The following is a 20,827-nucleotide window of genomic DNA, read 5'->3' on the forward strand; positions in this document are numbered from 1 at the left end:
GTATCGGTCGGGTGGTTCGCCGACGCAGGTGCGGGTGTCGCCGGATCTGGTGGCGCCGGGGTCGTTGCCGCCGGTGGGGCCGGGCACGGACATGAGCGCGGTGCGCACCACCACCCCGACGACGGATCCGGCCGGACAGTATCGAGCGCCCCGGCCGCGACCGCAGCCGACGCAGGTGATGATCACGCTCCCCGGTCTGCCGCCGATCCCGTGCGGGATCTTCTGCCCGGCTCCAGCCCCGGTGAATCCCTGCGTCGGGCAATCGGTTCCCGCTCCGATGCCGTTCCCGGACCTACCCGGGACCGCCCGCGTACCGCTCGCACCGCAGCAGCCTTACGGCGCCACACCGGCCGAGCCGCGCAACCCGGGTTCCACCGATCCCGCCGGGGCGGACAAACCCGCGGAGGCCGCTACAGCGGGACTACCCGGCACCGCAGGACAGCCCGCTCCCGCAGGACAACCCGGCACACAGGACCAGCTCGCCGCCGGATGCGGACAGCCGGACACCACGCTCGCCACCGCCGAACCTGCCCCCATCCCGGGTGACCTACCCGCCCGCGACAACGAGTCTCGCGGCGAATCCGAACCCGCCGCCACCACCACACCACCCGCGCCGGAACCCGAATCGGCGACCGCCGCCGAACCCACACCCACGCCGCCGCCCGGAATCACCCTGCCGTTCGGCATCGTCATCCCCCTTCCCGCGCCACCCGCGCCCCAGCAGTGATTCAAACCGGGCATCAGATCACGAAGCAGTAACAAAAAGATCTCGGATGCGGTACCCTCCCTCTTGGTTCCGTAACAAAGGGCTCACAGCGAGCCATGGGAGGGTCACCACACCGTGGGGCGTCATCGAAAACAACCGCCTGCCACCGTTCGACGGAGTTCCGTCATCGCGTTGACCGGATTGGTTCCCGCAGGGCTCGTATCCGTCACGGCCGCCTCCGAGGTAGGCGAGGCAGCGCCTCTCGCGACCGCCGTCCATACGCCGGAGGGCCAGGACGTTCAGGGCGCCGCGCAATCGGTGGTCGAGCCCGTCGCAGGGACCGAATTCCTCGCTCACGCAATGGCCAAGGCCGCGCCCACGGCGACGCCAGTGGTGAAAACCGTTGCGCTGCCCAGTGGTCGGCAGGCCGCCGCCATGCAGGCCGGGCCGCTCGGCGTCCCCGGCATCGCCGTCGCCGCCTATCAGAACGCGGAACGGGTCCTGGCCGCCGAGAACCCGGTGTGCGGCATGCCGTGGTCGCTGCTGGCCGGTATCGGCCGGGTCGAGTCCACCCACGCGTACGGCGGCAAAGCCGACGCCGACGGCAACCCGCTCAGCCCCGTCTACGGCCCCGTGCTGGACGGTTCGCTCAACGGCAACCACGTCGTCCGGGATTCCGACGACGGCGCGCTGGACGGCTTGGACAGCTACGACCGCGCGATCGGCCCGATGCAGTTCCTGCCCGACACCTGGAAGCGCTACGGGGCCGACGGCAACGGCGACGGCATCGCTGATCCGCAGAACCTCTTCGACGCCGCGCTGACGGCGGGGAGGTACCTCTGCGACGGCGGCCTGAACATGCGCGACCTGGCGCAACAGTCCAAGGCGATCCTGCGCTACAACCACTCCATGGCCTATGTCGCGAACGTCATGGCATGGGAGACCTCCTACAGCACGGGGGTCGCACCCCGGGCCGGAGACCTGCCCAAAATTTGACACGCCTAAAATTCCGGCCATGCCAGTGGTTACGGAATCGGATGTGCGGGGTGCCCTCGCGAAGGTCGACGACCCGGAGATCCGCAAGCCGATCACCGAGCTGGGCATGGTGAAAAGCGTCGTCATCGGCGCTGATAGCGATGTCCACGTGGAGATCTATTTGACGACGGCGGGCTGCCCCCTGCGCACCGAGATCACGCAGCGGGTGAGCAAGGCCATCGCCGACGTGCCTGGAGTGGGCGCCGTCAGCGTCGACCTCGACGTGATGGACGACGAGCAGCGCACCGCACTGCGCAAGCAGCTGCGCGGCGACTCCGCCGATCCGGTCATCCCCTTCGCCCAGCCCGGCTCGCTGACCCGCGTCTACGCCGTCGCCTCCGGAAAGGGCGGCGTCGGCAAGTCCAGCGTGACGGTCAACCTCGCCGCGGCCATGGCCGCGCGTGGCCTGTCGGTCGGCGTGCTCGACGCGGACATCTACGGTCATTCCATCCCGCGCATGCTCGGCACCGACGCCAGGCCGACGCAGGTGGAGCGGATGATCATGCCGCCGATCGCGCACGACGTGAAGATGATCTCGATCGCGCAGTTCACCCAGGGAAACACCCCTGTGGTCTGGCGCGGCCCGATGCTGCACCGTGCGTTGCAGCAGTTCCTCGCCGATGTGTTCTGGGGCGACCTCGACATCCTTTTGCTGGATCTGCCGCCGGGCACCGGCGACGTCGCGATCTCCATCGCACAGCTGATCCCGAACGCCGAGATCCTGGTCGTCACTACCCCGCAGCCCGCCGCCGCGGAGGTGGCCGAGCGGGCGGGCGCGATCGCGTTGCAGACCCGGCAGCGCATCGCGGGCGTGGTGGAGAACATGTCCTGGCTGGACCTGCCGGACGGCACCCGGATGGACCTGTACGGCTCCGGCGGCGGGCAGGCCGTCGCCGACCGGCTCACCCGCGCCGTCGGTGCGAGCGTGCCGCTGCTCGGCCAGATCCCCATCGAACAGGCGCTGCGCGAAGCGGGCGACGAAGGTACTCCGATCGTGCTGCGCGATCCGGAGAACTCGGCCGCCAAGGCCCTGCTGGAGGTCGCCGACAAGCTCGCCGTCCGACGTCGCGGCCTCGCGGGCATGTCGCTCGGCATCGACACCACCCGGCATTTGTAGGGCCACGCGCGAGCCCGACTGTCGGTGCTCGCTAATAAGCTCGGTCCCATGCTCACCATGCTGTTGTACGTGCTGATCGTCGGCTTGGTCGCCGCGGTGCTGTTCCTACTGGCCAGTGCGGTGTTCGGGCGGGCGGAGGAACTCGGGCCGCTGCCGGAGGGTACGACGGCCACCGTGCTGCCGGTGGAGGGGATCACCGGGGCGGACGTGCGCGCGTTGCGATTCCAGCAGGTGGTGCGCGGCTACAAAGCCGGAGAGGTGGATTGGGCGCTGGCCCGGCTGGCCGCGCGGATCGATGAGCTCCAGCACCAGCTGGCCGAGGCGCAGGCCGCGCGATGGCAGACGCCGATCGCGCCGGAGTCGAAATGAGCGCCCTCGCCGACGACGGACTGATCCGCTGCGCGTGGCCGTTGGATTCCCAGCTCTACCGGGACTATCACGACTACGAGTGGGGCAAGCCCCTGCACGGCGACGACGCGTTGTTCGAACGGCTCTGCTTGGAGGCGTTCCAATCCGGGTTGTCCTGGCTGACCATCCTGCGCAAACGCCCGGCCTTCCGCGCGGCGTTCGCCGATTTCTCGATCACGCGAGTCGCGGAGTTCGGTGACGACGACGTCGCCCGGCTGATGGCCGACGCCGGCATCGTCCGCAACCGCCTCAAGATCGACGCGGCCATCGCCAACGCACGCGTCGCGCGTGACCTCGACGTCGGCTTGGACGAGTTGCTCTGGTCGTTCGCCCCGCTGCCGCGCCCGCGCCCGCGCTCCGGCGCCGAGGTGCCCGCCACCACACCCGAATCCACCGCCATGGCAAAAGAATTGAAACGGCGTGGATTCCGGTTCGTCGGACCGACCACGGCGTACGCCCTGATGCAGGCGACCGGAATGGTCGATGATCATGTGGCCGACTGCTGGGTGGGCCGCGCCCGGCCCGAGACGGGCCGACCGGTCACTTTTTGAACTCAGCTATCCGTCCCTATCGGCGATAGGGAAGAATGGGACGGGTGTAGCTCGCCAAACGCCGGCGAGCTCGCTGGTTGGTGACAACTGGAGTTCCAAAAAGTGCGCAAGGACCGCGCAGATCTGGAGGGAGCAGAGGATGGCGGCCATGAAGCCCCGTACCGGGGACGGTCCCCTCGAGGCAACCAAAGAAGGGCGTGGAATCGTCATGCGGGTTCCACTCGAGGGTGGCGGGCGTCTGGTCGTCGAGCTCACGCCGGACGAAGCAGCGGCGCTCGGTGACGAACTGAAGAGCGTCACGAGCTGAGTGGCCCCGGCTGAGCACTCGGCCCTCGCCGACGCGGCCGACGTACTGGCCTGCCCGGAATGCCTGCGGGCGCACCGGGATGCCGCGTCGCTCGCGCTCGAACCGCGGGATCGAGCACTGCGCTGCGGTCGCGGCCACAGTTTCGACGTCGCCAGGCAGGGTTACGTCAGCCTGCTGACCGGTGCGTCGACCAAGATGACCGGGGACACCGCGGCCATGCTCGACGCCCGCGCCGCCTTCCAGAGCGAGGGCCACTTCAGGCCGATCGCGGACGCTGTGGCGCGCGCCGCCACGGCGCGCCGGACGAACGGTCCGGTGCTGGAGGTCGGCGCGGGCACCGGCTACTACCTCGCTCGGGCACTCGACGCCGCTCCCCCGGCTGTCGGCATCGGGCTGGACGTGGCCAAACCCGCCGTCCGGCGGTGCGCCCGCGCGCACCCGCGCGCCGCGGCGGTGCTGGCCGACGCATGGCGCGGGTTACCGATCCGCGATGGCGCGCTGGCCTGCGTACTCTCCGTCTTCGCCCCGCGCAATCCCGGCGAGATCGCCAGGGTGCTCACCGAGGACGGTCGCTTCGTTGTCGCCACACCCACCGAGCGCCACTTGGGCGAACTGATCGAGCCGCTGGACATGGTGCGGGTCGACCCCGACAAGAACAGCAGGCTCGACGCCGCGATGACGGGACATCTCGAACCCGTGGACCGGACATTGATCGAGTATCCGATGACGCTCGCCAGAACCGATGTCGAACATGTGGTCGGTATGGGTCCGTCCGCGCATCACGCGGCCGCCGGAGCGGAGCGTCTCGCGCGGCTGCCGGAGACCGTCGAGGTCACCGCGTCGGTCGTCGTCGGCACCTACCGCCGGGCGGCCTGATCGCCCGGCTCAGCCTTTTCTGACCTCGTCGTAGACCGCGACCGTGCGCGCCGCGATGCGTGACCAGTCGAATTCGGAGATCGCGCGCTCGCGCCCCGCGGCGCCCAGCCGAGCGGACAGCTCCGGATCACCGGCCACTTCGTTCACGGCGGCGGCGAGTCCGTGCTCGTAGTCCTCGGCTGCGCCCGCGTCGTAGTGCACCAGTCGGCCGTTGCGGTCGTCGACCACCTCGGGGATGCCGCCCACGTCGGAGGCGACCACCGCGGTCGCGCAGGCCATCGCCTCCAGATTGACGATGCCCAGCGGCTCGTACACCGACGGGCACACGAACAGTGCCGACGCGGCGAGAATCTGCCGGATCCGCTCGGTCGGCAGCATCTCGCGCACCCAGAACACCCCACCGCGCCGCTGTCGCAGCTCCTGGACGGCCGTGGCGACCTCGTGCTCCAGCTCCGGCGTGTCCGGCGCGCCCGCGCACAGCACGAGCTGGATGTCGGGGTCGAAGTCGCGGGCGGCCGCCAGCAGGTGGCCGACGCCCTTCTGGCGCGTGATGCGGCCGACGAAGGCGACGAGGGGAAGGTCGGCCCGCACGCCGAGTTCGGCGAGCACCGACGGCTCGCCGCCCGCCGGGGGGCCGGGATGCCAGACCGCCCCGTCGATGCCGTTGTGCACCACATGCACACGGTCCGGGTCCACCGCGGGGTAGGCGTCGAGCACGTCGTGGCGCATGCCCTCGCTCACCGCGATGACGGCGTCGGCGTGCTCGACGGCGTTGCGCTCCGACCAGGACGACAGCCGGTAGCCGCCGCCGAGCTGCTCGGCCTTCCACGGCCTGCGCGGCTCCAGGGAATGGGCGGTCAGCACGTGCGGGACGCCGTAGAGGGCCGCGGCCAGATGACCGGCCAGGCCGCTGTACCAGGTATGCGAGTGCACCACGTCCACATCGCCCACCGCGTCGGCCATCCGCAACTGGGCGGACATCATCTGCAGCGCGGCGTTGGCGGCGTAGAGCGACGGATCCGGTTGGTGGACCACGGCATCGGCGCGGTCGACACCCATGCAATGCACGGTCACCTCGCACAGTTGACGCAAATGCGCCGTCAACTGCGTGACGTGCACCCCGGCCCCGCCGTACACCTCGGGCGGATACTCGCGGGTCAGCATCGCGACGCGAAGCCGGTCCCGTTCGCCGGAATCCACCGGCGAACGTCCGCCATCCGTGCCGAAACTCACCGATCCAAACTAAACGTTCGCGTCCGCGGCGGCCACTCACGGGCGCTTCACCCGGTAGTTTGGCAGGTGTGAGGAGCCAGCCGCACGTACTCGGAATCGTGCTCGCCGGTGGTGAGGGCAAGCGACTCTTTCCACTCACGGCCGACCGCGCCAAGCCCGCCGTCCCGTTCGGCGGCGCCTACCGTCTCATCGATTTCGTACTCAGCAATCTGGTCAACGCGGGTTTCCTGCGGCTGTGCGTGCTCACCCAGTACAAGTCGCATTCGCTCGACCGGCACATCTCGCAGACCTGGCGGTTGTCCGGTTTCGCGGGCGAGTACATCACCCCCGTGCCCGCCCAGCAGCGGCTTGGACCGCGCTGGTACACCGGCAGCGCGGACGCGATCCTGCAATCACTGAACCTGATCTACGACGAGGACCCGGAATACATCGCGGTTTTCGGCGCCGATCACGTCTACCGGATGGACCCGGAGCAGATGGTGCGCCATCACATCGATTCCGGCGCCGGTGTAACCGTGGCCGGCATCCGGGTGCCGCGCAGCCAGGCGAGCGCGTTCGGCTGCATCGACAGCGACGAGTCCGGCCGCATCACGCAGTTCCTGGAGAAGCCCGCGCATCCGCCCGGCACCCCGGACGACCCGAACGTCACCTTCGCGTCCATGGGCAACTACGTCTTCACCACCAAGGTGCTGGTGGACTCGATCCGGGCGGACGCGGACAACTCCGACTCCGACCACGACATGGGCGGCGACATCATCCCGGCCCTCGTCGCGGCGGGGCAGGCCGGTGTCTACGACTTCGCCGACAACGACGTGCCGGGCGCCACCGACCGCGACCGCGGCTACTGGCGCGATGTCGGGACCATCGACGCGTTCTACGACGCGCACATGGACCTGGTCTCGGTGCACCCGGTGTTCAATCTCTACAACCGTCACTGGCCGATCCGCGGGGCGACCGAGAACCTTCCGCCCGCCAAGTTCGCCCAGGGCGGCCTGGCGCAGGAATGCATCGTGGGCGCGGGCAGCATCCTGTCGGCCGCCACCGTCCGCAATTCGGTGCTCAGCGGCAACGTCATGGTCGACGACGGCGCCACTGTCGAGGGGTGCGTGCTCATGCCCGGCGTGCGGATCGGGCGCGGCGCGGTGGTACGGCACGCCATTCTGGACAAGAACGTCGTCGTCGGCGAGGGCGAGATCATCGGAGTGGACCTGGCGCGCGACCGCAGCCGCTTCGCCGTGAGCAACGGCGGTGTCGTCACGGTCGGCAAGGGCGTCTGGGTGTAGTACCGCCTGGATCGGGCTAGGGCGCGCCCGGCTCGGGCGCGGGCGAATTGATGCAGAACGGCGCGCAAGGGCCCGGGGTGCGTGGCACGGTGGATTTCGAGGCGCCACCGAAATCGGCGGTACTCACCAAATAGACCACCAGCACGGCGAACAACAGCACCGCGGCGAAAGCGATCATGGTCCGGCCCCAATGAATCGGCTTCGGACGACGCTCGTCTTCGTCCCAGAGAAACATCATCATCACCATGCCGCACCCGCCTCCGGATCCACTCGGAACATGACTTCCACCAGTATCGGGGATCTTCGGTCTTTCGCGGCATCATGCGCCGAACCGTGCTCGTTCGGTGGCTGTTTCGCGAACGCCGGCGGGTGGTGCGGCTGCGATGAAGAAACGGCACGGCGGCCAGGAATTCCGGAAAAACTTCGGCGGCAGGCCTATTCGGCCGGAGTACGCGCGCGGTCGACGGCGGGATTACGGGGCGGGCGGGGCGACGTTCTGGGTGCAGAACGGCTCACAGGGACCGGGGGTAGGCGTGGTTTTCGCCGGGCCGGTGTCGAAATCGGTGTTGCTCACCACCACCATCACCAGCACCGCTCCCAGAATCACGAGCAGCAGCGCCATCATCGTCGGCCGCAACCAACTCGTGCGCCGTTCGGTCACGACTTCCCCCATAGCCGCTACTTCGAGGGGTGTTAGTTCACGCATAACTGTTTTCCTCACTGAGTTCTTTCTCAGCGCATACCCCGGATTCCGGGGTGGAATCAGACTGCCCCGCGAATCGCTAACCGCGTGAGGCGCAAAGCAATCCGTCGCCGACCGGAATCAGCACACAGGTGAGTTCCGGATTCTCCGCGATGGCGCGGGTGGCGGCGCGCACCGCCTGCGTGGCCGGATCACGTTGCGCCGGATCGGGTACGCGCCCGCCCAGCAGCGCGTTGTGCAGCAGGATGGCGCCGCCGTCGCGCAGCAGCCGCACGGCCTGAGCGACGTACTCCGGGTGCTCCAGCGGCGCGGCGTCGATGAAGACCAGGTCGTAGGCGCCGTCGGCCAGCCGGGGCAGCACGTCCAGCGCCCGCCCGTTGATCAGGCGGGTGCGCGCGGGCGGGATGTCGGCGGCGCGGAACGCCTCCTTGGCCGCGCGCTGGTGTTCCGGCTCCGAATCGATGGTGGTGAGCGTGCCGTCCTCGCGCATGCCGTCGAGCAGCCACAGGCCGCTGATGCCCGCGCCGGTGCCGACCTCGACCACCGCGCGCGCGCCGAGCAACTGCGCGTACATGCTCAGCAGCGCACCCACCGAGGGCGGCACGGGTATCGCGCCGAGTTCGATGGCCCGTTCCCGCGCGCTGACGAGGATTTCGTCTTCCACGACGGATTCCTCCACATAGGCGAGATTCCGCTCCAGATTCGATGCCACGGGTATGAGGCTAACGCCGGGCGGGTGATCTCGGCGTTCCGGACAACACGCGCCGCCCGCCATTTCCGCCGCCGGTTTTCTCAGGTGACCCTCAGCATCTCCATAACCCGGCCATATCAGGACCAGAAAGAGTATGGGCATCGCAAGACCACCGACCGTGCCTTAACACGGGACGCGGGAACAACGACATACCGGTTGTCGGTTGTATCCGTACGTGACGGACCGTAGACCCGGCCCCGAGCGAGTTCCCGACGTTTGCGGTCCCTAGTAGGAGGTAGCCCCATCCACATGGTCGATGCGGCGCGCGAATACGCCACCCTGCCCGAGCAGATCCTGCCGGTCGAGGCCGAGTCCGCCGAGGACGCGGTCGAGCTGACCGGGACTGCTGCCTTCGATGCCACCGGCGACCGGTCGGCGATGCCCACGTGGGACGAACTCGTCCGCGAGCACGCGGACCGGGTCTATCGCCTGGCCTACCGACTCTCCGGCGACGCACAGGACGCGGAGGACCTCACCCAGGAGACGTTCATCCGGGTGTTCCGTTCGCTGTCGAATTACCAACCGGGCACCTTCGAGGGATGGCTGCACCGCATCACCACCAACCTGTTCCTGGACATGGTGCGCCGCCGCAACCGGATCAGGATGGAAGCGCTGCCCGAGGATTACGACCGGGTGCCCGCCGAGGGCCCGGGGCCGGAACAGGCCTACCACGACGCCCGGCTGGATCCCGACCTGCAATCGGCCCTGGATTCGCTCGCGCCGGAGTTCCGCGCGGCCGTGGTCCTGTGCGATATCGAGGGGCTGTCCTACGAGGAGATCGGCGCTACGCTCGGCGTGAAACTGGGCACTGTGCGCAGTCGGATCCACCGTGGACGCCAAGCCCTGCGCGACTACCTTGCGCATAATGGAAGTGAGCAGCGGTTCGCCGCTGACGCGAACATAGGGTGATTCGTCGGAAGCCGGCATCGCCCGAACATCGGTCGATGTCGGTTGGAAGGGTGAGCACCGAATGAGTGGCGACTTCAGCACGTCCGGTCGTCGTCCGCCCCGTTTTCGCCCCACCGAGCATTTGGCGAGCGAGGCGATCGCGGCGTACGTGGACGGTGAGTTGCGGATGAACGCCTACCTGCGTGCCGCTCAGCACCTCTCGCTGTGTCCCGAATGCGCGGCCGAGGTCGATGCCCAGCAACAGGCGCGCATCGCACTGCGGCACGCAGGCCAGGTCGCGATTCCGACCGGGCTGCACGACAGCCTGACCAGGATTCCCCTCGCGGAGTTGCCCGGCGGCGCGTCCAGTGGCCGGACGCCCTCCCCGGCCTCCGGCCAGTCCGGGCGTAACGACGCGGTTTTCGGGTTTCTGACCGATTCGTTCACCGCGACCCGGTGGACCACGTGGTGGCGCAAGTAGAGTTTCCCGAGTGACCACCGAATCGACGAATTCCGGATCGGCCGACACCTCGGATTCGGCGGCCAACCGCGGGAATCTCCGTCCTCCGGACGCACCCGTGCTCGGTCCGCGCCCGGTCTACCGGCCCCATGTCGACACGCACACGGCGCGGGCCTTCCGCAGACCGTCCGGCCTGTCCGGTTCGTTCGCCGAGCCGCTGCCGCTCCGTAAGGCGGGCGCGGCGCCGCAATCCGGTCCCGAACTGCAGAACCGTCCGCCCGACGCGGTGCTGGCCGAGGCTTTCGGCCGTCCAGAAGGTTCCAGCGAACTTCTGCAGCGCGATCCCGACGCGGCCGGTGGCCAGGCTCCCGCTGCCGGACCGGCCGATCCATGGCGCGACCCGGAGGCGGTCGCCCGCCTCGGAGCCCCCGCGGTGCCCACACCCAAACCGCAGGCGCTGCCGCAGGCCGAGAAACTCAGCGCCCGCGAAGTGCTGTTCGGCTCCCGAGTCGCGCCCAAGGCGCTGGCCCTGCTCGCGCTCGTCGCACTCGTCATCGGCCTGCTCGGCGGGCTGGTCGGCCGCCTGACCGCGGAAACCGCCTCGACGCTGACCTCCCGCAAGGTGGCCCTCGAACAGGGCGGCGACGGAAACCGCCCGCACGGCCTGATCGCAAAGGTCGCCAACGCCGTGTTGCCCTCGGTCGTCTCCATCCGCGTGACCGTCGGTGAGAACGGCGCCACCGGCTCCGGCGTGGTGATCGACGGCGGCGGCTACGTCGTCACCAACAACCACGTCGTCTCGATGGCCGCCCAGGACAAGACCAACCGATCCGCGATCCAGGTGCAGTTCTCCGACGGCACCAGGGTGCCCGCCCAGATCGTCGGCCGCGACCCGAAGACCGACCTGGCCGTCCTGAAGGTCGATGTGAAGAATCTCACCGTCGCCCAGCTCGGCAAATCCGGCAACGTACAGGTCGGCGACGACGTGCTGGCCATCGGATCGCCGCTCGGCCTGAGCAAGACCGTCACCTCCGGCATCGTCAGCGCCTTGCACCGCCCGGTGAAACTGGAGGGCGAGGGCAGCGACACGAAGGCCGTAATCGACGCCGTGCAGACCGACGCGTCGATCAACCCCGGTAACTCCGGTGGCGCTCTGGTGGACATGGACGGCCGGGTCATCGGCATCAACACCGCCATCCGCAGCGAGACCGGCGGCTCGGTCGGCCTCGGCTTCGCCATCCCGGTGGACAAGATGACCGAGGTCGCGCAGACCTTGATCCGTGACGGTGTGGTGCACCATCCGACCATGGGTCTGTCCCTCCGCACCAAGACGGTCGCCAATGACGTCATGAGCGGAGCCGCGGTGGCCGACGTGTCGCCGAACGGCCCGGCCGCGCGGGCGGGCATCGTCGAAGGCGATGTCATCGTGCGCGTCGGCGATCGGGAGGTCACCAGCTCCGATGAGTTCACGGTGGCCGAACAGTCCAGCAAGATCGGCCAGACCGTGGTCGTCCAGCTCATCCGCGACGGCCGCCGAGTCGACGTCCCGGTGACCCTGGAATCCGATTAGCAGTTCCCCGCGCCAACGAATAACGCAGTACTCCAGTTATTTTCGCTAGACGCCGCAAAACCGCGTCGGATAGAGTCACGCTGTCGAAATCCAGCAGCACGGGGAGGGCTGTGATGCGTCATCTCGCCATTTCCATTCTCGGATCCACTATGGCGGCGGTCGCCACCGTGGGGCTGTCCGCAGCACCGGCCGGCGCTACCACGAACGACACTTACGTCGACTGGTTCGACTGCCGCCCCGGTGGAGGGCACACCGCGGTCGCGACGGACGGCGTGGAGTACTGCTACGGCGGAATACACAACGGCAAGATTGTGATCTACCCCACATAGATTACTTTTCTTGTACGTGCGGTGGGTGCTGTACGGCCTGGAAAAGCCCCGACAACACCCACCGTTCATTTCCCGGTCGGCTATCAATGGACGACCCGCTGACCGGGCCAGGTAGCCTGGTTACGTGTTCAGCAACATCGGCTGGAGCGAGATGGTCATCCTGCTCGTCGCCGCCCTCGTGATTCTCGGCCCGGAGCGCTTGCCCGGTGCCGTGCGCTGGACCACGCGCAGCCTGCGGCAGGTGCGTGATTACGCGAGTGGCGCCACGTCTCAGCTGAAAGAGGAATTGGGGCCGGAGTTCGAGGATCTGCGTAAACCGCTGGCCGACCTGAACCAACTGCGCGGTATGACGCCGCGGGCGATGGTGACCAAACATCTTCTCAACGGCGATGATTCGCTGTTCCGGGATTTCGACAGCGCGCTGCCCGATCCCAAGGACCTGTACAGCACGAACAGCGGGATGCCGGACTATCCGATGCCCAAGTTGGATAAGCCGTTGGAGCGCAACGAACGTCCTCCGATCGACACCGACGCCACCTGAACGTCAAGAAGACTAGACACATTGAGCTGTTCAGCTGTCTAGACTTCGCACATGTCGGCCGATGACGTGGCGCGCGTGTTCGCGATCGAGGACAAGGTCGAGCGACTGAAGGCGGCCACCGACGGGGTGGCGGCGGCCCAGCAGACCATCAACGAACTGACCAGGATTCGGCGTGCCGTGATCCGGGAGCTCCATGCCGAAGGCTGGACGTTCGCCAGAATCGGTGCGGCGGCCGGGCTTTCCCGGGCCCGTATCCACCAGGTGAGTACGCAGGGACCCGCGCCGGAAGGACTGTTCTTCGGGCACGGCTCGCTCACCGTGCTCGTCCCGGAGGTGCGCGCAGGGCGGGTGATCGGCGCGCCGGATCCCGCGGCGCCGCAACGATTGGCCGAGCTGCTACGCGAACTCGGTTTCAGCGTGGCGGTCGAGCATTTCCTACCGGGCCGTCCGGTCGATTTGCGGCGGGACGGCTTGATCGTGCTGGGCGGGCCGGAACTGTCCCCGAGCTTGCGTCAGTTGGTCGCCGCGGACCCACGATTGCGCCGCGCCGTAGCCAGAATGGGTGACGCGCGCCGGGGCATCGAGGACCGGGCGGCCCGACGGGTCTACCGGCCGGGCGGACCCGAACCGCACGACATCGCCTACCTGGGCAGGCTTCCCAGGCCCGACGGGCGGGGCAGCGTATTGATGATCGACGGCATGCATCCGCCGGGCTCGCTCGGCGCGATCCGGCTGCTCGCCACCCGGCTGGCCACCCTGCACGAACGAGCGAGCAATCACCTGTTCTCCGTGCTGATCGCCTGTCGCTTCGACCGTGCCACCGGCGAACCGCTGGAGGCCGAGCTGCTCACGCCGGTCTACCGCCACGATCCCGAGAACAGATCGCCCGCAACGGGTCTGCGCCGCTGAGCCGCGACCCGGGTGAAGGCGCTGCTGATCCGCCCCGAGATGCCCGGCGCGTCGGACATACTGAGACAACGGATTTCAGCAAATATCTGGTCATCATGACCGAGCGCAGAACGCGCGCAATCAGCGCAGCAGAAAAATGACTCGAGCCGCCGAACGGGCACCACTAGCTCCGCTGATCACCTGTTCACAGCGACTCTCTCGACTTAAAAAGCAGCCGCACATTATGTGCCCCAGGTCACCACCCCTCCCCCGAGTGCGTTCATACGCGGATGATTGAATAGCTGGACGATAACCGCTCTCCGAGAAACGGCCGCGTGAGGCGTCCGGCAAGGAGGAAATCGTGAATCCGCTATTGCTGATCGGCGGGGCCGTCCTGGCGGTGGGCCTGGTCGGCCTGATCATCAGTGTGCTGCTGCGGCCGACCGGGTCGAAGGCTCATGTGACCGTCGCCGATCTCCAGGCCCGGCTCGCGCGGGAGCAGTCGGCTCCGTCGCCCGAGGCGGACGGCCCGGTGGACGGTGAACCGGAATCCGGCTCGCCGAATACCGACGCCGAGTCGGTCGATCCCGGGCGCGAGGAACGCGAGCAATCCGGCACCGAGGCCGACGAGCCCCGTGACTCAGCCTCGGATTCGGCGACCGAGGACGATGCGAACCAGGTACTGCTGCCGGATCATCGTCGCCGCAACCAATAGCCTTCGGTTAACCAGCGACCGGCACAGCGGAAATTCACCGATTTCTCGGGCTCAACGCGCTGCGGCCGGACCCGATGAGCGAAGCGCCGGCCCCAAGCGCGCGGCACTCGGGTAATTGCTCACCCTGATGTCACACGAGTCGGTCACGTCGGCACACGTGGTGGAACGATCAGCCCCGGACCCCGGGAGTTCGAAGCCGCGTTGACCGGTCCAGCGTCCACGGCCACAGGCCGTCGGATACGCCGAGGCAGTCGTCCTGACGTCGGGGCATACAGTGCGGAACAGCGACGGGGACTCGGCGCGCGGACGAGACGGCCATCTCCATCGTCGCCCAGGTTCCGGCCGAGCGCGGCGGCACTCCACTTCCCCGATGCAGCGCATCGAGGGGACCCATTCACCGGCTGATCAGCTCGAAGTTCGTACGTGTGGCGGATTGGACCGCCGGTCGGCGGGAATACCGGCCCCAGAGCCGCACATACCGGTCCGGCGGCGCGTCCAATCCCACTTGCACGACGCGCTCACTCGGCCCACACTTGATTTGCTGAAAATTAACTGCACGTTGGTGACGGTGCGTTGCGCTTCGGCCCCGCCACGTTCTGCCCGGCCCGCCCCACCGAGAGGAGAAATGCGCCGTGACCGCCACCCAGATCGCCGTCCTCTGCTCGCTCGTCGGCGCGGCGAGCCTGCTCGCCACCATCGGGTTGCTGCACGGACCGGCGAACCGGCGGCGCCGGGTCGGCGTCACCGAGCACGTGATCGCGGAACAACTGCCCGCCCCCGCGCTCCCGGTCTGTCCGATCGGCAGGCCGCAGCGACTACCCGTCGAGCCCTTGACGGTGGCGGAGGCGCACGAACTCATGCAGCGCCACCGGATCTGTGAACCCTCCGAGTGCGTCTACAAGTACGCGGCCTTCCGGACTCTGATCGAGGCGGGATACATGCGCGACCCGCATGCGGAAGGGGCCTGACCGCATCCGCATGCGGCGCGAGAACGGATCAGGCCGCGGCGCAGGCCGGCCGGAGGGTGTTCATCGGCGGGCGGTCCAGCAGGGAGACCTCGGTGCGGTGTGCGGTGAACTCGTCGCCGATCAGCGGGAACTGGGTCAGCGCGGCGCCGGAGTCCTGGATACCGCTGCGACCGAGCACGGTGCCGAGGATCTGGCGGCTCATCACCCCCAGGTCGGCCAGCGGACGGTTGCGATGCGTGCGCACACCCAGGTTGACCTGGCCGATCGCGGACATGCCGAGCCGGTCGTAGGTGTCGAGCAACAGCCCGATCTCCACCCCGTAGCCCGGGGCGAACGGCACCGAGATGAGCAGTTCGCGGGTGCCCGCGTACTCGCCGCCGAGCGGCTGCAACACCTGCGACAGCTCCGGTCGCAGCGCGGCCAGCAGGGGCCGGGCGACCAGTTCGGTGACGCGGCCGCCGCCATGCGCGTCCACCGCGCCGCCTTGCCGCAACGGCCTGCGGTAATACGCTTTGGCCAGGTGCATGTCGTCCACCGTGAGCAGCGGACCGAGCAGCTTCGGCACGAAGGCGGGATCCGGGTCGATGAGGTCGGAGTCGACGAAGGCGATCAGATCGCCGCTGGTCACCGCCAGCGAGCGCCACAGCACCTCGCCCTTGCCCGCAACCGGCTCCAGCTCCGGAACCGCCTGCTCGCGGCTGATCACCTCGGCGCCCGCGGCGCGGGCCCGCTCCGCGGTGGCGTCGGTCGAGCCGGAGTCCAGCACGATCAGCTCGTCTACCAGCGTGCCGAGCAGCGGCCGGATGCTGGCCACCACGTCGGCCACGGTCCGTTCTTCGTTCAGCGCGGGCAGCACCACCGACACGGTGCGGCCGGCTTTCGCGGAGACGAGTTCGTCCACGCGCCAGTTCGGGGTGTCCCAGGTATTGGTCGTCGCCCAGGCGGGCTCACGGTGTTGAAATGTCATGCCAGACCTCGCAAGGTTCGTGCGGGGGGCCGGATGCCCTGGATAGCGGCGATCATGTCCACGACCCGCCGGGTCGCTGCGACTTCGTGGACACGAAAGACTCTGGCGCCTGCCGCCGCCGACCACGCTGTCGCCGCCAAAGTGCCCTCCAGCCGTTCGGAAAGACCGACACCTAGAGTCTCCCCGATGAAATCCTTGTTGCTCAGCGCCATCAAGACTGGCCATCCGGTTTTTACAAGAACGTCGACTCGGCGCAACAGTTCGAGACCGTGATAAGTGTTTTTGCCGAAATCATGCGTCGGATCGATCAGGATCGAATCCCGGCGCACTCCCGCGGCGAGCGCTTCCTCGGCGGCCCGCACCACGGTTCCGGTGACCTCCTCCACCACGTCGGTGTAGCGGACGCGGTGCGGCCTGGTGCGCGGCACCGCGCCACCGGTATGGCTGCACACCACACCCGCACCGTGCGCGGCGGCCACCGGAACGAGATCGGGGTCGGCGCCGGCCCAGGTGTCGTTGATCAGATCCGCCCCCTCGCCCACCGCCGCCAACGCAACATCGGCGCGCCAGGTGTCGACGCTGATCAGTAGCTCCGGGTACTTCGCGCGAATGGCCGCGACGAACGGCACCACCCGGCGCGTCTCCTCGGCCGCGTCCACCGAATCACCCGGCCCGGCTTTCACCCCGCCGATGTCGACGAGATCGGCGCCCTCGTCCACCGCGCGCGCCACGGCATCCATGGCCGCCGCATCGGTGAACGTGGCGCCGCGGTCGTAGAACGAGTCCGGGGTGCGGTTCACGATCGCCATCACGAGCGCCCGATCCGTCGCCACCGGCCGCCCGCACAGCGTGGGAAGCGGGGCCGCGGTCGAGCTGAACATGTCGCTCTCCCGCCTCTCCGCGAATCAGGCCGTACAGATCAGGAGACAGGGATCGCGGACACGTCGTGCCGCCGGGGCTTGGGCGTACCCCACGAGTGACCCGTGTGCTCACGAAACCAGTGGTCTCCTAATTCTCAGACCGTACCAGTCGAGTGCCACAAGATCAGCCAGCAGTCCTCTGGCGGAGGTGGGGGAACCACCGCCACCAGCTCTTTTCCGCAGATGGCCGTCAGTTCTTCGGGGCGCGGCCCGCGGCTACGTCGGCGGCGTAATCGGCGTAGGCGGGGATGTATCCCTCGGCGCGGCCCGCGAGCACGTACAGCGTGCTGTCGGGATCGTCGGCGTAGCCCTGCTTGCGCAGGTCCACCTTGCGGCTCTTGAACGTCGAAGTCTGTTCCAGCTCGTGCACGATGCGAATGAACAGCGGCACGGCGTAACCCGGCAATTGGTCGTAGGCCAGCTTCGCCACCGCCGCACCGTCGAATTCCGCGCCCGGATGCAGCGTCACCGCGGCCATGCCCGCCTTGCCGTCGGTTCCGGGGATGTCCACGCCGTAGACCACCGCCTGCTCGATCGACTCCGCCTTGCTCAGCGCGCCCTCCACTTCGGTGGTCGCCACGTTCTCCCCCTTCCAGCGGAACGTGTCGCCGAGCCGGTCCACGAACGCGATGTGGTGCCAGCCCTGGTCGCGCACCAGGTCGCCGGTGTCGAACCAGACGTCCCCGGATTCGAAGCCGTCGCGCACCAGCTTGGCCTCGGAGGCGGCCTTGTCGGTGTAACCGTCGAACGGGGAGCGGTCGGTGACCTTGGCCAACAGCAGGCCGACGCCACCGGTGCCGACCCGGCGCAGGCGGCCGCTCTTGTCGCGCTTCGCCTTTCCGGTCTCCTCGTCGTACTCCACGACGGCATACGGCAGCGGACCGAAACCCGCCGTCCGGTCCACGCCGAATGCGTTGACGAAGGCGATGTTCGCCTCGCTCGCACCGTAGAACTCCACGATGCGCTCGATGCCGAACCGGGACTTGAACTCGTCCCACAATTCCGGACGCAATCCGTTGCCGACGGCGAGCCGGATCAGGTGCTGCCGGTCGGTCGGCTCGGCCGGCTGGTTGATCAGGTAGCGGCACAGTTCGCCGATGTAGATGAACGCCGTGGCCTGTTCGCGAATGACCTCGTTCCAGAACCGGGACGCGGAGAAACTCCGGCCGAGGGCGAACGTGCCGCCCGCGGCCAGGACCGCGGACAACGCGACCGTGAGCGCGTTGTTGTGGTACAGCGGCAGGCAGCAGTACAGGGTGTCGTTGCCGCGCAAGCGGATTCCAAGGCCACCGAGTCCGCCCATGCTCTTGGTCCAGCGCAGGTGGGTCATCACGCTGGCCTTCGGCAGTCCGGTGGTGCCGGAGGTGAAGATGAGGAACGCCCGCTCGCGCGCGGTGACCTCCGCACAGCTCGGCGGGTCGCCGTCGTCGGCGTCGCGGGCCGCGTCGCGGAGTTCGTCGGCCGCGAGCACGTTGGCGGGCGGTTCGGGCAGCGAGTCGATCGCCTCGGCGCACTCCGCGCCTACCACGTTCAGCACGCTGTCGAGCAGGCCGAGGCTGTGCGCCAGCACCTGGTCGCGCTGATGATGGTTGAGCAATCCGACGGTGGCCCCGAGCTTGACCGTCGCCAACACGACGAACAGGGTTTCCGGCCGGTTGGTCATCAGCACGCCCACCACGTCGCCGCGCCGCACCCCGCGCGCGGCGAGCACGCTCGCGTACCGGTTCACCTCCGCGTTGGCCTCGCCGTAGGTATAGCTCGCGCCCTCGAACCGCAGGAACAAGCGGTCCGGATGCCGGTGGGCGTTGCGCTGGAAATACAGCCCGACCGACGACTTGGAATCCGGCGTCACGAGCATGTTCAACGCGTTGCGGAGCATGCCGGGCGCGTCCAGGGCCATCGCGGGGAGATGCCGGGCGAGGTCGACCAAACTCACCGTCGAGCGGGCATCGGTGCTCAAGTCTTCAGCTCTCCTCACGGGGTAGGCGCGCCTCCAACGCCGCGAAAGCGGACGGGAGATCGGTCACCACGGTAATCCGGGACAACGCTGTCTGGGGCACGAACTTCCGCTCGTACAACTCGTCCAGCCAGGAGAACAACCCGCGGAAGAATCCATTGGGATCCAGCACAACAACGGGTTTCTCGTGCTGACCCAGATATCCGCCGGTCCAGGTTTCGAAGAACTCCTCGAGTGTGCCGATGCCGCCGGGCAGGGTGAGGAAGGCGTCGGCGCGGTCCTCCATCACCTGCTTGCGCTGGCGCATGGTGTCGGTGACGACCAGTTCGTCGGCGTCGACGTCGGCGACCTCCCGGTGCACCAGGTGCTTGGGGATCACACCGATGGTGTTCGCGCCGCCGGCGCGCGCCGCGGTGGCGATCGCGCCCATCATCGAGACGTGACCGCCGCCGGACACCAGTTGCCAACCGCGCCGGGCGATCTCGGTGCCCACCCGGGCGGCCAGCGAAAGATAGTCCTGGTCGGTCGTGCTCGCCGAACAGTAGACACAGACGGCGAAAGGCCGCTCGCTCACCACTGATCCTCCGTCCCGATCGCGTCCTCGGCGCCGCCCGCTATCGCGGCCGCCTGAATGATGTTCACGACCTCCTCGACGCTGTCGGTCACGTGCAGCAGTCCGAGGTCGCCCGGAGAGATCTTGCCGGACCCGCCCAGCGAATCGCGCAACCAATCGACCAGCCCGGACCAATACCTGGTGCCGAACAGGATGATCGGGAACCGGGTGATCTTGTGGGTCTGCACGAGCGTCAGCGCCTCGAACAACTCGTCGAGCGTGCCGAAGCCGCCGGGCAGGCAGATGAACGCCTGCGAGTACTTCACGAACATCGTCTTGCGGACGAAGAAGTACCGGAAATTGATGCCCAGGTCGACCCAGTCGTTGAGGCTCTGCTCGAACGGCAGCTCGATGCCGAGACCGATGGAGTAGCCGCCCGCCTCGCATGCTCCTCGGTTGGCCGCCTCCATCGCGCCGGGACCGCCGCCGGTGATCACCGCGAAACCCGCCCGCGCCAGCGCGGCGCCGATGGCGAGTCCGGCCTGGTACTCCGGGTGGTCGGCGGAGGTGCGCGCCGAACCGAAGACCGTCACCGCTCGGGGCACCTCGGCGAGAGCGCCGAAGCCCTCGACGAACTCGGCCTGGATGCGCAGCACGCGCCATGGATCGGTGTGCACCCAGTCCGTGTCGCCGCGCTTGTCCAGCAGATTCCGGTCGGCGGTGCTGACGCCGTCGGCACGGTCGCGGCGGAACATGATCGGCCCGCGGAACTTCGGTGTCGACTTCGGCTGGTTGGCGACCTCACGGTCCGCGGCGTCGGTGGACATGCGTTCCACGCTACCGCCCGGCAAGACGGTCTCACGGGCTGGACGGGAGAAGTCGTCCGATGTTCAGCCGGACGCAGGCGGGGCGAGACGCGGTAGCAATCCGGGCGGACGAGGCGCACGCCACCGCGCGAATCGCCCGGGCGGGGAGACGGAGTCGGGCACTCGCGATCGCAGCCATCGGCGGAGTTCGACCGCGTGGCCGAGTTGACAGAAACCGGACCTCCAGCGCGCCCGAAAGCATCCAGGCGGAGTCGCCGGGCGCGCAGCCGCAGCC

Annotated in this window: 24 protein-coding genes and 1 pseudogene; 16 read left to right on the forward strand and 9 right to left on the reverse strand. The window is 68.3% G+C overall.

All coding sequences use genetic code 11. The features are described from left to right. From ABZ824_RS28395 to ABZ824_RS28425, 7 genes and pseudogenes are all read left to right on the forward strand, one after another. Nucleotides 1–727 (forward strand): annotated as a pseudogene (locus tag ABZ824_RS28395) (lytic transglycosylase); the annotation flags it as partial. 114 nt (nucleotides 728–841) lie between these two features. After that, a complete protein-coding gene (locus ABZ824_RS28400; protein ID WP_356966607.1) occupies nucleotides 842–1,702 on the forward strand; it encodes a lytic murein transglycosylase in 861 nt (286 codons plus the stop codon). A gap of 19 nt (nucleotides 1,703–1,721) precedes the next feature. Continuing rightward, nucleotides 1,722–2,858, forward strand: coding sequence for an Mrp/NBP35 family ATP-binding protein (locus tag ABZ824_RS28405; RefSeq protein WP_356966609.1), 1,137 nt, complete (start codon nucleotides 1,722–1,724; stop codon nucleotides 2,856–2,858). A gap of 48 nt (nucleotides 2,859–2,906) precedes the next feature. Next, a complete protein-coding gene (locus ABZ824_RS28410; RefSeq protein ID WP_039800550.1) occupies nucleotides 2,907–3,227 on the forward strand; it encodes a DivIVA domain-containing protein in 321 nt (106 codons plus the stop codon). Beyond that, nucleotides 3,224–3,817 carry a DNA-3-methyladenine glycosylase I gene (locus tag ABZ824_RS28415; protein ID WP_356966612.1) on the forward strand — a complete coding sequence of 198 codons (594 nt, stop codon included), beginning with the start codon at nucleotides 3,224–3,226 and terminating at the stop codon, nucleotides 3,815–3,817. The genes ABZ824_RS28410 and ABZ824_RS28415 overlap by 4 nt, the downstream gene beginning before the upstream one ends. A 139-nt stretch (nucleotides 3,818–3,956) precedes the next feature. Next, nucleotides 3,957–4,124 (forward strand): DUF3117 domain-containing protein, encoded by a 168-nt coding sequence (locus tag ABZ824_RS28420; protein WP_011211259.1) that lies wholly within the window; start codon nucleotides 3,957–3,959, stop codon nucleotides 4,122–4,124. A gap of 63 nt (nucleotides 4,125–4,187) precedes the next feature. Beyond that, entirely contained in the window at nucleotides 4,188–5,000 is an 813-nt protein-coding gene (locus tag ABZ824_RS28425; RefSeq protein WP_356966842.1) for a putative RNA methyltransferase, read from the forward strand. A 9-nt stretch (nucleotides 5,001–5,009) separates the two neighbouring features. On the opposite strand, the gene glgA is transcribed toward ABZ824_RS28425, so the two are convergent. Next, nucleotides 5,010–6,164 (reverse strand): glycogen synthase, encoded by a 1,155-nt coding sequence (gene glgA, locus ABZ824_RS28430; protein ID WP_356966844.1) that lies wholly within the window; start codon nucleotides 6,162–6,164, stop codon nucleotides 5,010–5,012. Nucleotides 6,165–6,301: 137 nt separating this feature from the next. Here glgA and glgC point away from each other — a divergent pair, with 137 nt between their 5' ends. Continuing rightward, nucleotides 6,302–7,516 (forward strand): glucose-1-phosphate adenylyltransferase, encoded by a 1,215-nt coding sequence (glgC, locus tag ABZ824_RS28435; RefSeq protein ID WP_355080419.1) that lies wholly within the window; start codon nucleotides 6,302–6,304, stop codon nucleotides 7,514–7,516. Nucleotides 7,517–7,532: 16 nt separating this feature from the next. Here glgC and ABZ824_RS28440 read toward each other — a convergent pair whose 3' ends face one another. The 3 genes from ABZ824_RS28440 to ABZ824_RS28450 all read right to left on the reverse strand — a co-directional run bounded on the left by ABZ824_RS28440 (nucleotide 7,533) and on the right by ABZ824_RS28450 (nucleotide 8,937). Beyond that, nucleotides 7,533–7,763: a hypothetical protein gene (locus tag ABZ824_RS28440; protein WP_356966614.1), complete on the reverse strand. Its 231-nt coding sequence runs from the start codon at nucleotides 7,761–7,763 to the stop codon at nucleotides 7,533–7,535. Between the two features lie 225 nt (nucleotides 7,764–7,988). Then, a complete protein-coding gene (locus tag ABZ824_RS28445; RefSeq protein ID WP_356966616.1) occupies nucleotides 7,989–8,222 on the reverse strand; it encodes a hypothetical protein in 234 nt (77 codons plus the stop codon). A gap of 76 nt (nucleotides 8,223–8,298) precedes the next feature. Then, nucleotides 8,299–8,937, reverse strand: coding sequence for an O-methyltransferase (locus ABZ824_RS28450; RefSeq protein WP_356966846.1), 639 nt, complete (start codon nucleotides 8,935–8,937; stop codon nucleotides 8,299–8,301). Between the two features lie 282 nt (nucleotides 8,938–9,219). On the opposite strand from ABZ824_RS28450, the gene sigE reads away from it, so the two are divergent. The 8 genes from sigE to ABZ824_RS28490 all read left to right on the forward strand — a co-directional run bounded on the left by sigE (nucleotide 9,220) and on the right by ABZ824_RS28490 (nucleotide 15,329). After that, entirely contained in the window at nucleotides 9,220–9,879 is a 660-nt protein-coding gene (sigE, locus tag ABZ824_RS28455; protein WP_355080414.1) for an RNA polymerase sigma factor SigE, read from the forward strand. Between the two features lie 61 nt (nucleotides 9,880–9,940). Next, nucleotides 9,941–10,339, forward strand: coding sequence for a hypothetical protein (locus ABZ824_RS28460; RefSeq protein ID WP_356966618.1), 399 nt, complete (start codon nucleotides 9,941–9,943; stop codon nucleotides 10,337–10,339). A 10-nt stretch (nucleotides 10,340–10,349) separates the two neighbouring features. Continuing rightward, nucleotides 10,350–11,888 (forward strand): trypsin-like peptidase domain-containing protein, encoded by a 1,539-nt coding sequence (locus ABZ824_RS28465; RefSeq protein WP_356966620.1) that lies wholly within the window; start codon nucleotides 10,350–10,352, stop codon nucleotides 11,886–11,888. Nucleotides 11,889–12,001: 113 nt separating this feature from the next. Next, nucleotides 12,002–12,217: a hypothetical protein gene (locus tag ABZ824_RS28470; RefSeq protein ID WP_356966622.1), complete on the forward strand. Its 216-nt coding sequence runs from the start codon at nucleotides 12,002–12,004 to the stop codon at nucleotides 12,215–12,217. Between the two features lie 124 nt (nucleotides 12,218–12,341). After that, nucleotides 12,342–12,758, forward strand: coding sequence for a Sec-independent protein translocase protein TatB (gene tatB, locus ABZ824_RS28475; protein WP_067804157.1), 417 nt, complete (start codon nucleotides 12,342–12,344; stop codon nucleotides 12,756–12,758). A gap of 51 nt (nucleotides 12,759–12,809) precedes the next feature. Then, on the forward strand, nucleotides 12,810–13,667 hold the full coding sequence (locus ABZ824_RS28480) for a hypothetical protein (RefSeq protein ID WP_355080407.1): 858 nt from the start codon (nucleotides 12,810–12,812) through the stop codon (nucleotides 13,665–13,667). A gap of 340 nt (nucleotides 13,668–14,007) precedes the next feature. Continuing rightward, nucleotides 14,008–14,361: a hypothetical protein gene (locus ABZ824_RS28485; RefSeq protein WP_356966625.1), complete on the forward strand. Its 354-nt coding sequence runs from the start codon at nucleotides 14,008–14,010 to the stop codon at nucleotides 14,359–14,361. Nucleotides 14,362–14,993: 632 nt separating this feature from the next. Then, nucleotides 14,994–15,329 (forward strand): hypothetical protein, encoded by a 336-nt coding sequence (locus ABZ824_RS28490; RefSeq protein ID WP_355080404.1) that lies wholly within the window; start codon nucleotides 14,994–14,996, stop codon nucleotides 15,327–15,329. A gap of 28 nt (nucleotides 15,330–15,357) precedes the next feature. On the opposite strand, the gene ABZ824_RS28495 is transcribed toward ABZ824_RS28490, so the two are convergent. The 5 genes from ABZ824_RS28495 to ABZ824_RS28515 all read right to left on the reverse strand — a co-directional run bounded on the left by ABZ824_RS28495 (nucleotide 15,358) and on the right by ABZ824_RS28515 (nucleotide 20,553). Next, the gene (locus ABZ824_RS28495) at nucleotides 15,358–16,296 is read right to left on the reverse strand and encodes a glucosyl-3-phosphoglycerate synthase (RefSeq protein WP_356966627.1); all 939 of its coding nucleotides are present in this window, start codon (nucleotides 16,294–16,296) and stop codon (nucleotides 15,358–15,360) included. Next, on the reverse strand, nucleotides 16,293–17,177 hold the full coding sequence (gene folP / locus ABZ824_RS28500; protein WP_356966629.1) for a dihydropteroate synthase: 885 nt from the start codon (nucleotides 17,175–17,177) through the stop codon (nucleotides 16,293–16,295). The genes ABZ824_RS28495 and folP overlap by 4 nt, the downstream gene beginning before the upstream one ends. 229 nt (nucleotides 17,178–17,406) lie before the next feature. Then, complete coding sequence (locus tag ABZ824_RS28505; protein ID WP_356966631.1) at nucleotides 17,407–19,176, reverse strand: long-chain-acyl-CoA synthetase; 1,770 nt, start codon at nucleotides 19,174–19,176, stop codon at nucleotides 17,407–17,409. A 4-nt stretch (nucleotides 19,177–19,180) separates the two neighbouring features. Beyond that, nucleotides 19,181–19,747 carry a TIGR00730 family Rossman fold protein gene (locus ABZ824_RS28510; RefSeq protein WP_355080396.1) on the reverse strand — a complete coding sequence of 189 codons (567 nt, stop codon included), beginning with the start codon at nucleotides 19,745–19,747 and terminating at the stop codon, nucleotides 19,181–19,183. Continuing rightward, on the reverse strand, nucleotides 19,744–20,553 hold the full coding sequence (locus ABZ824_RS28515; protein WP_356966633.1) for a TIGR00730 family Rossman fold protein: 810 nt from the start codon (nucleotides 20,551–20,553) through the stop codon (nucleotides 19,744–19,746). The genes ABZ824_RS28510 and ABZ824_RS28515 overlap by 4 nt, the downstream gene beginning before the upstream one ends. Nucleotides 20,554–20,827: the final 274 nt, after the last annotated feature.

Origin of the sequence: Nocardia sp. NPDC047038 (assembly GCF_040644075.1) — a bacterium.
GTDB lineage: Bacteria > Actinomycetota > Actinomycetes > Mycobacteriales > Mycobacteriaceae > Nocardia > Nocardia sichangensis.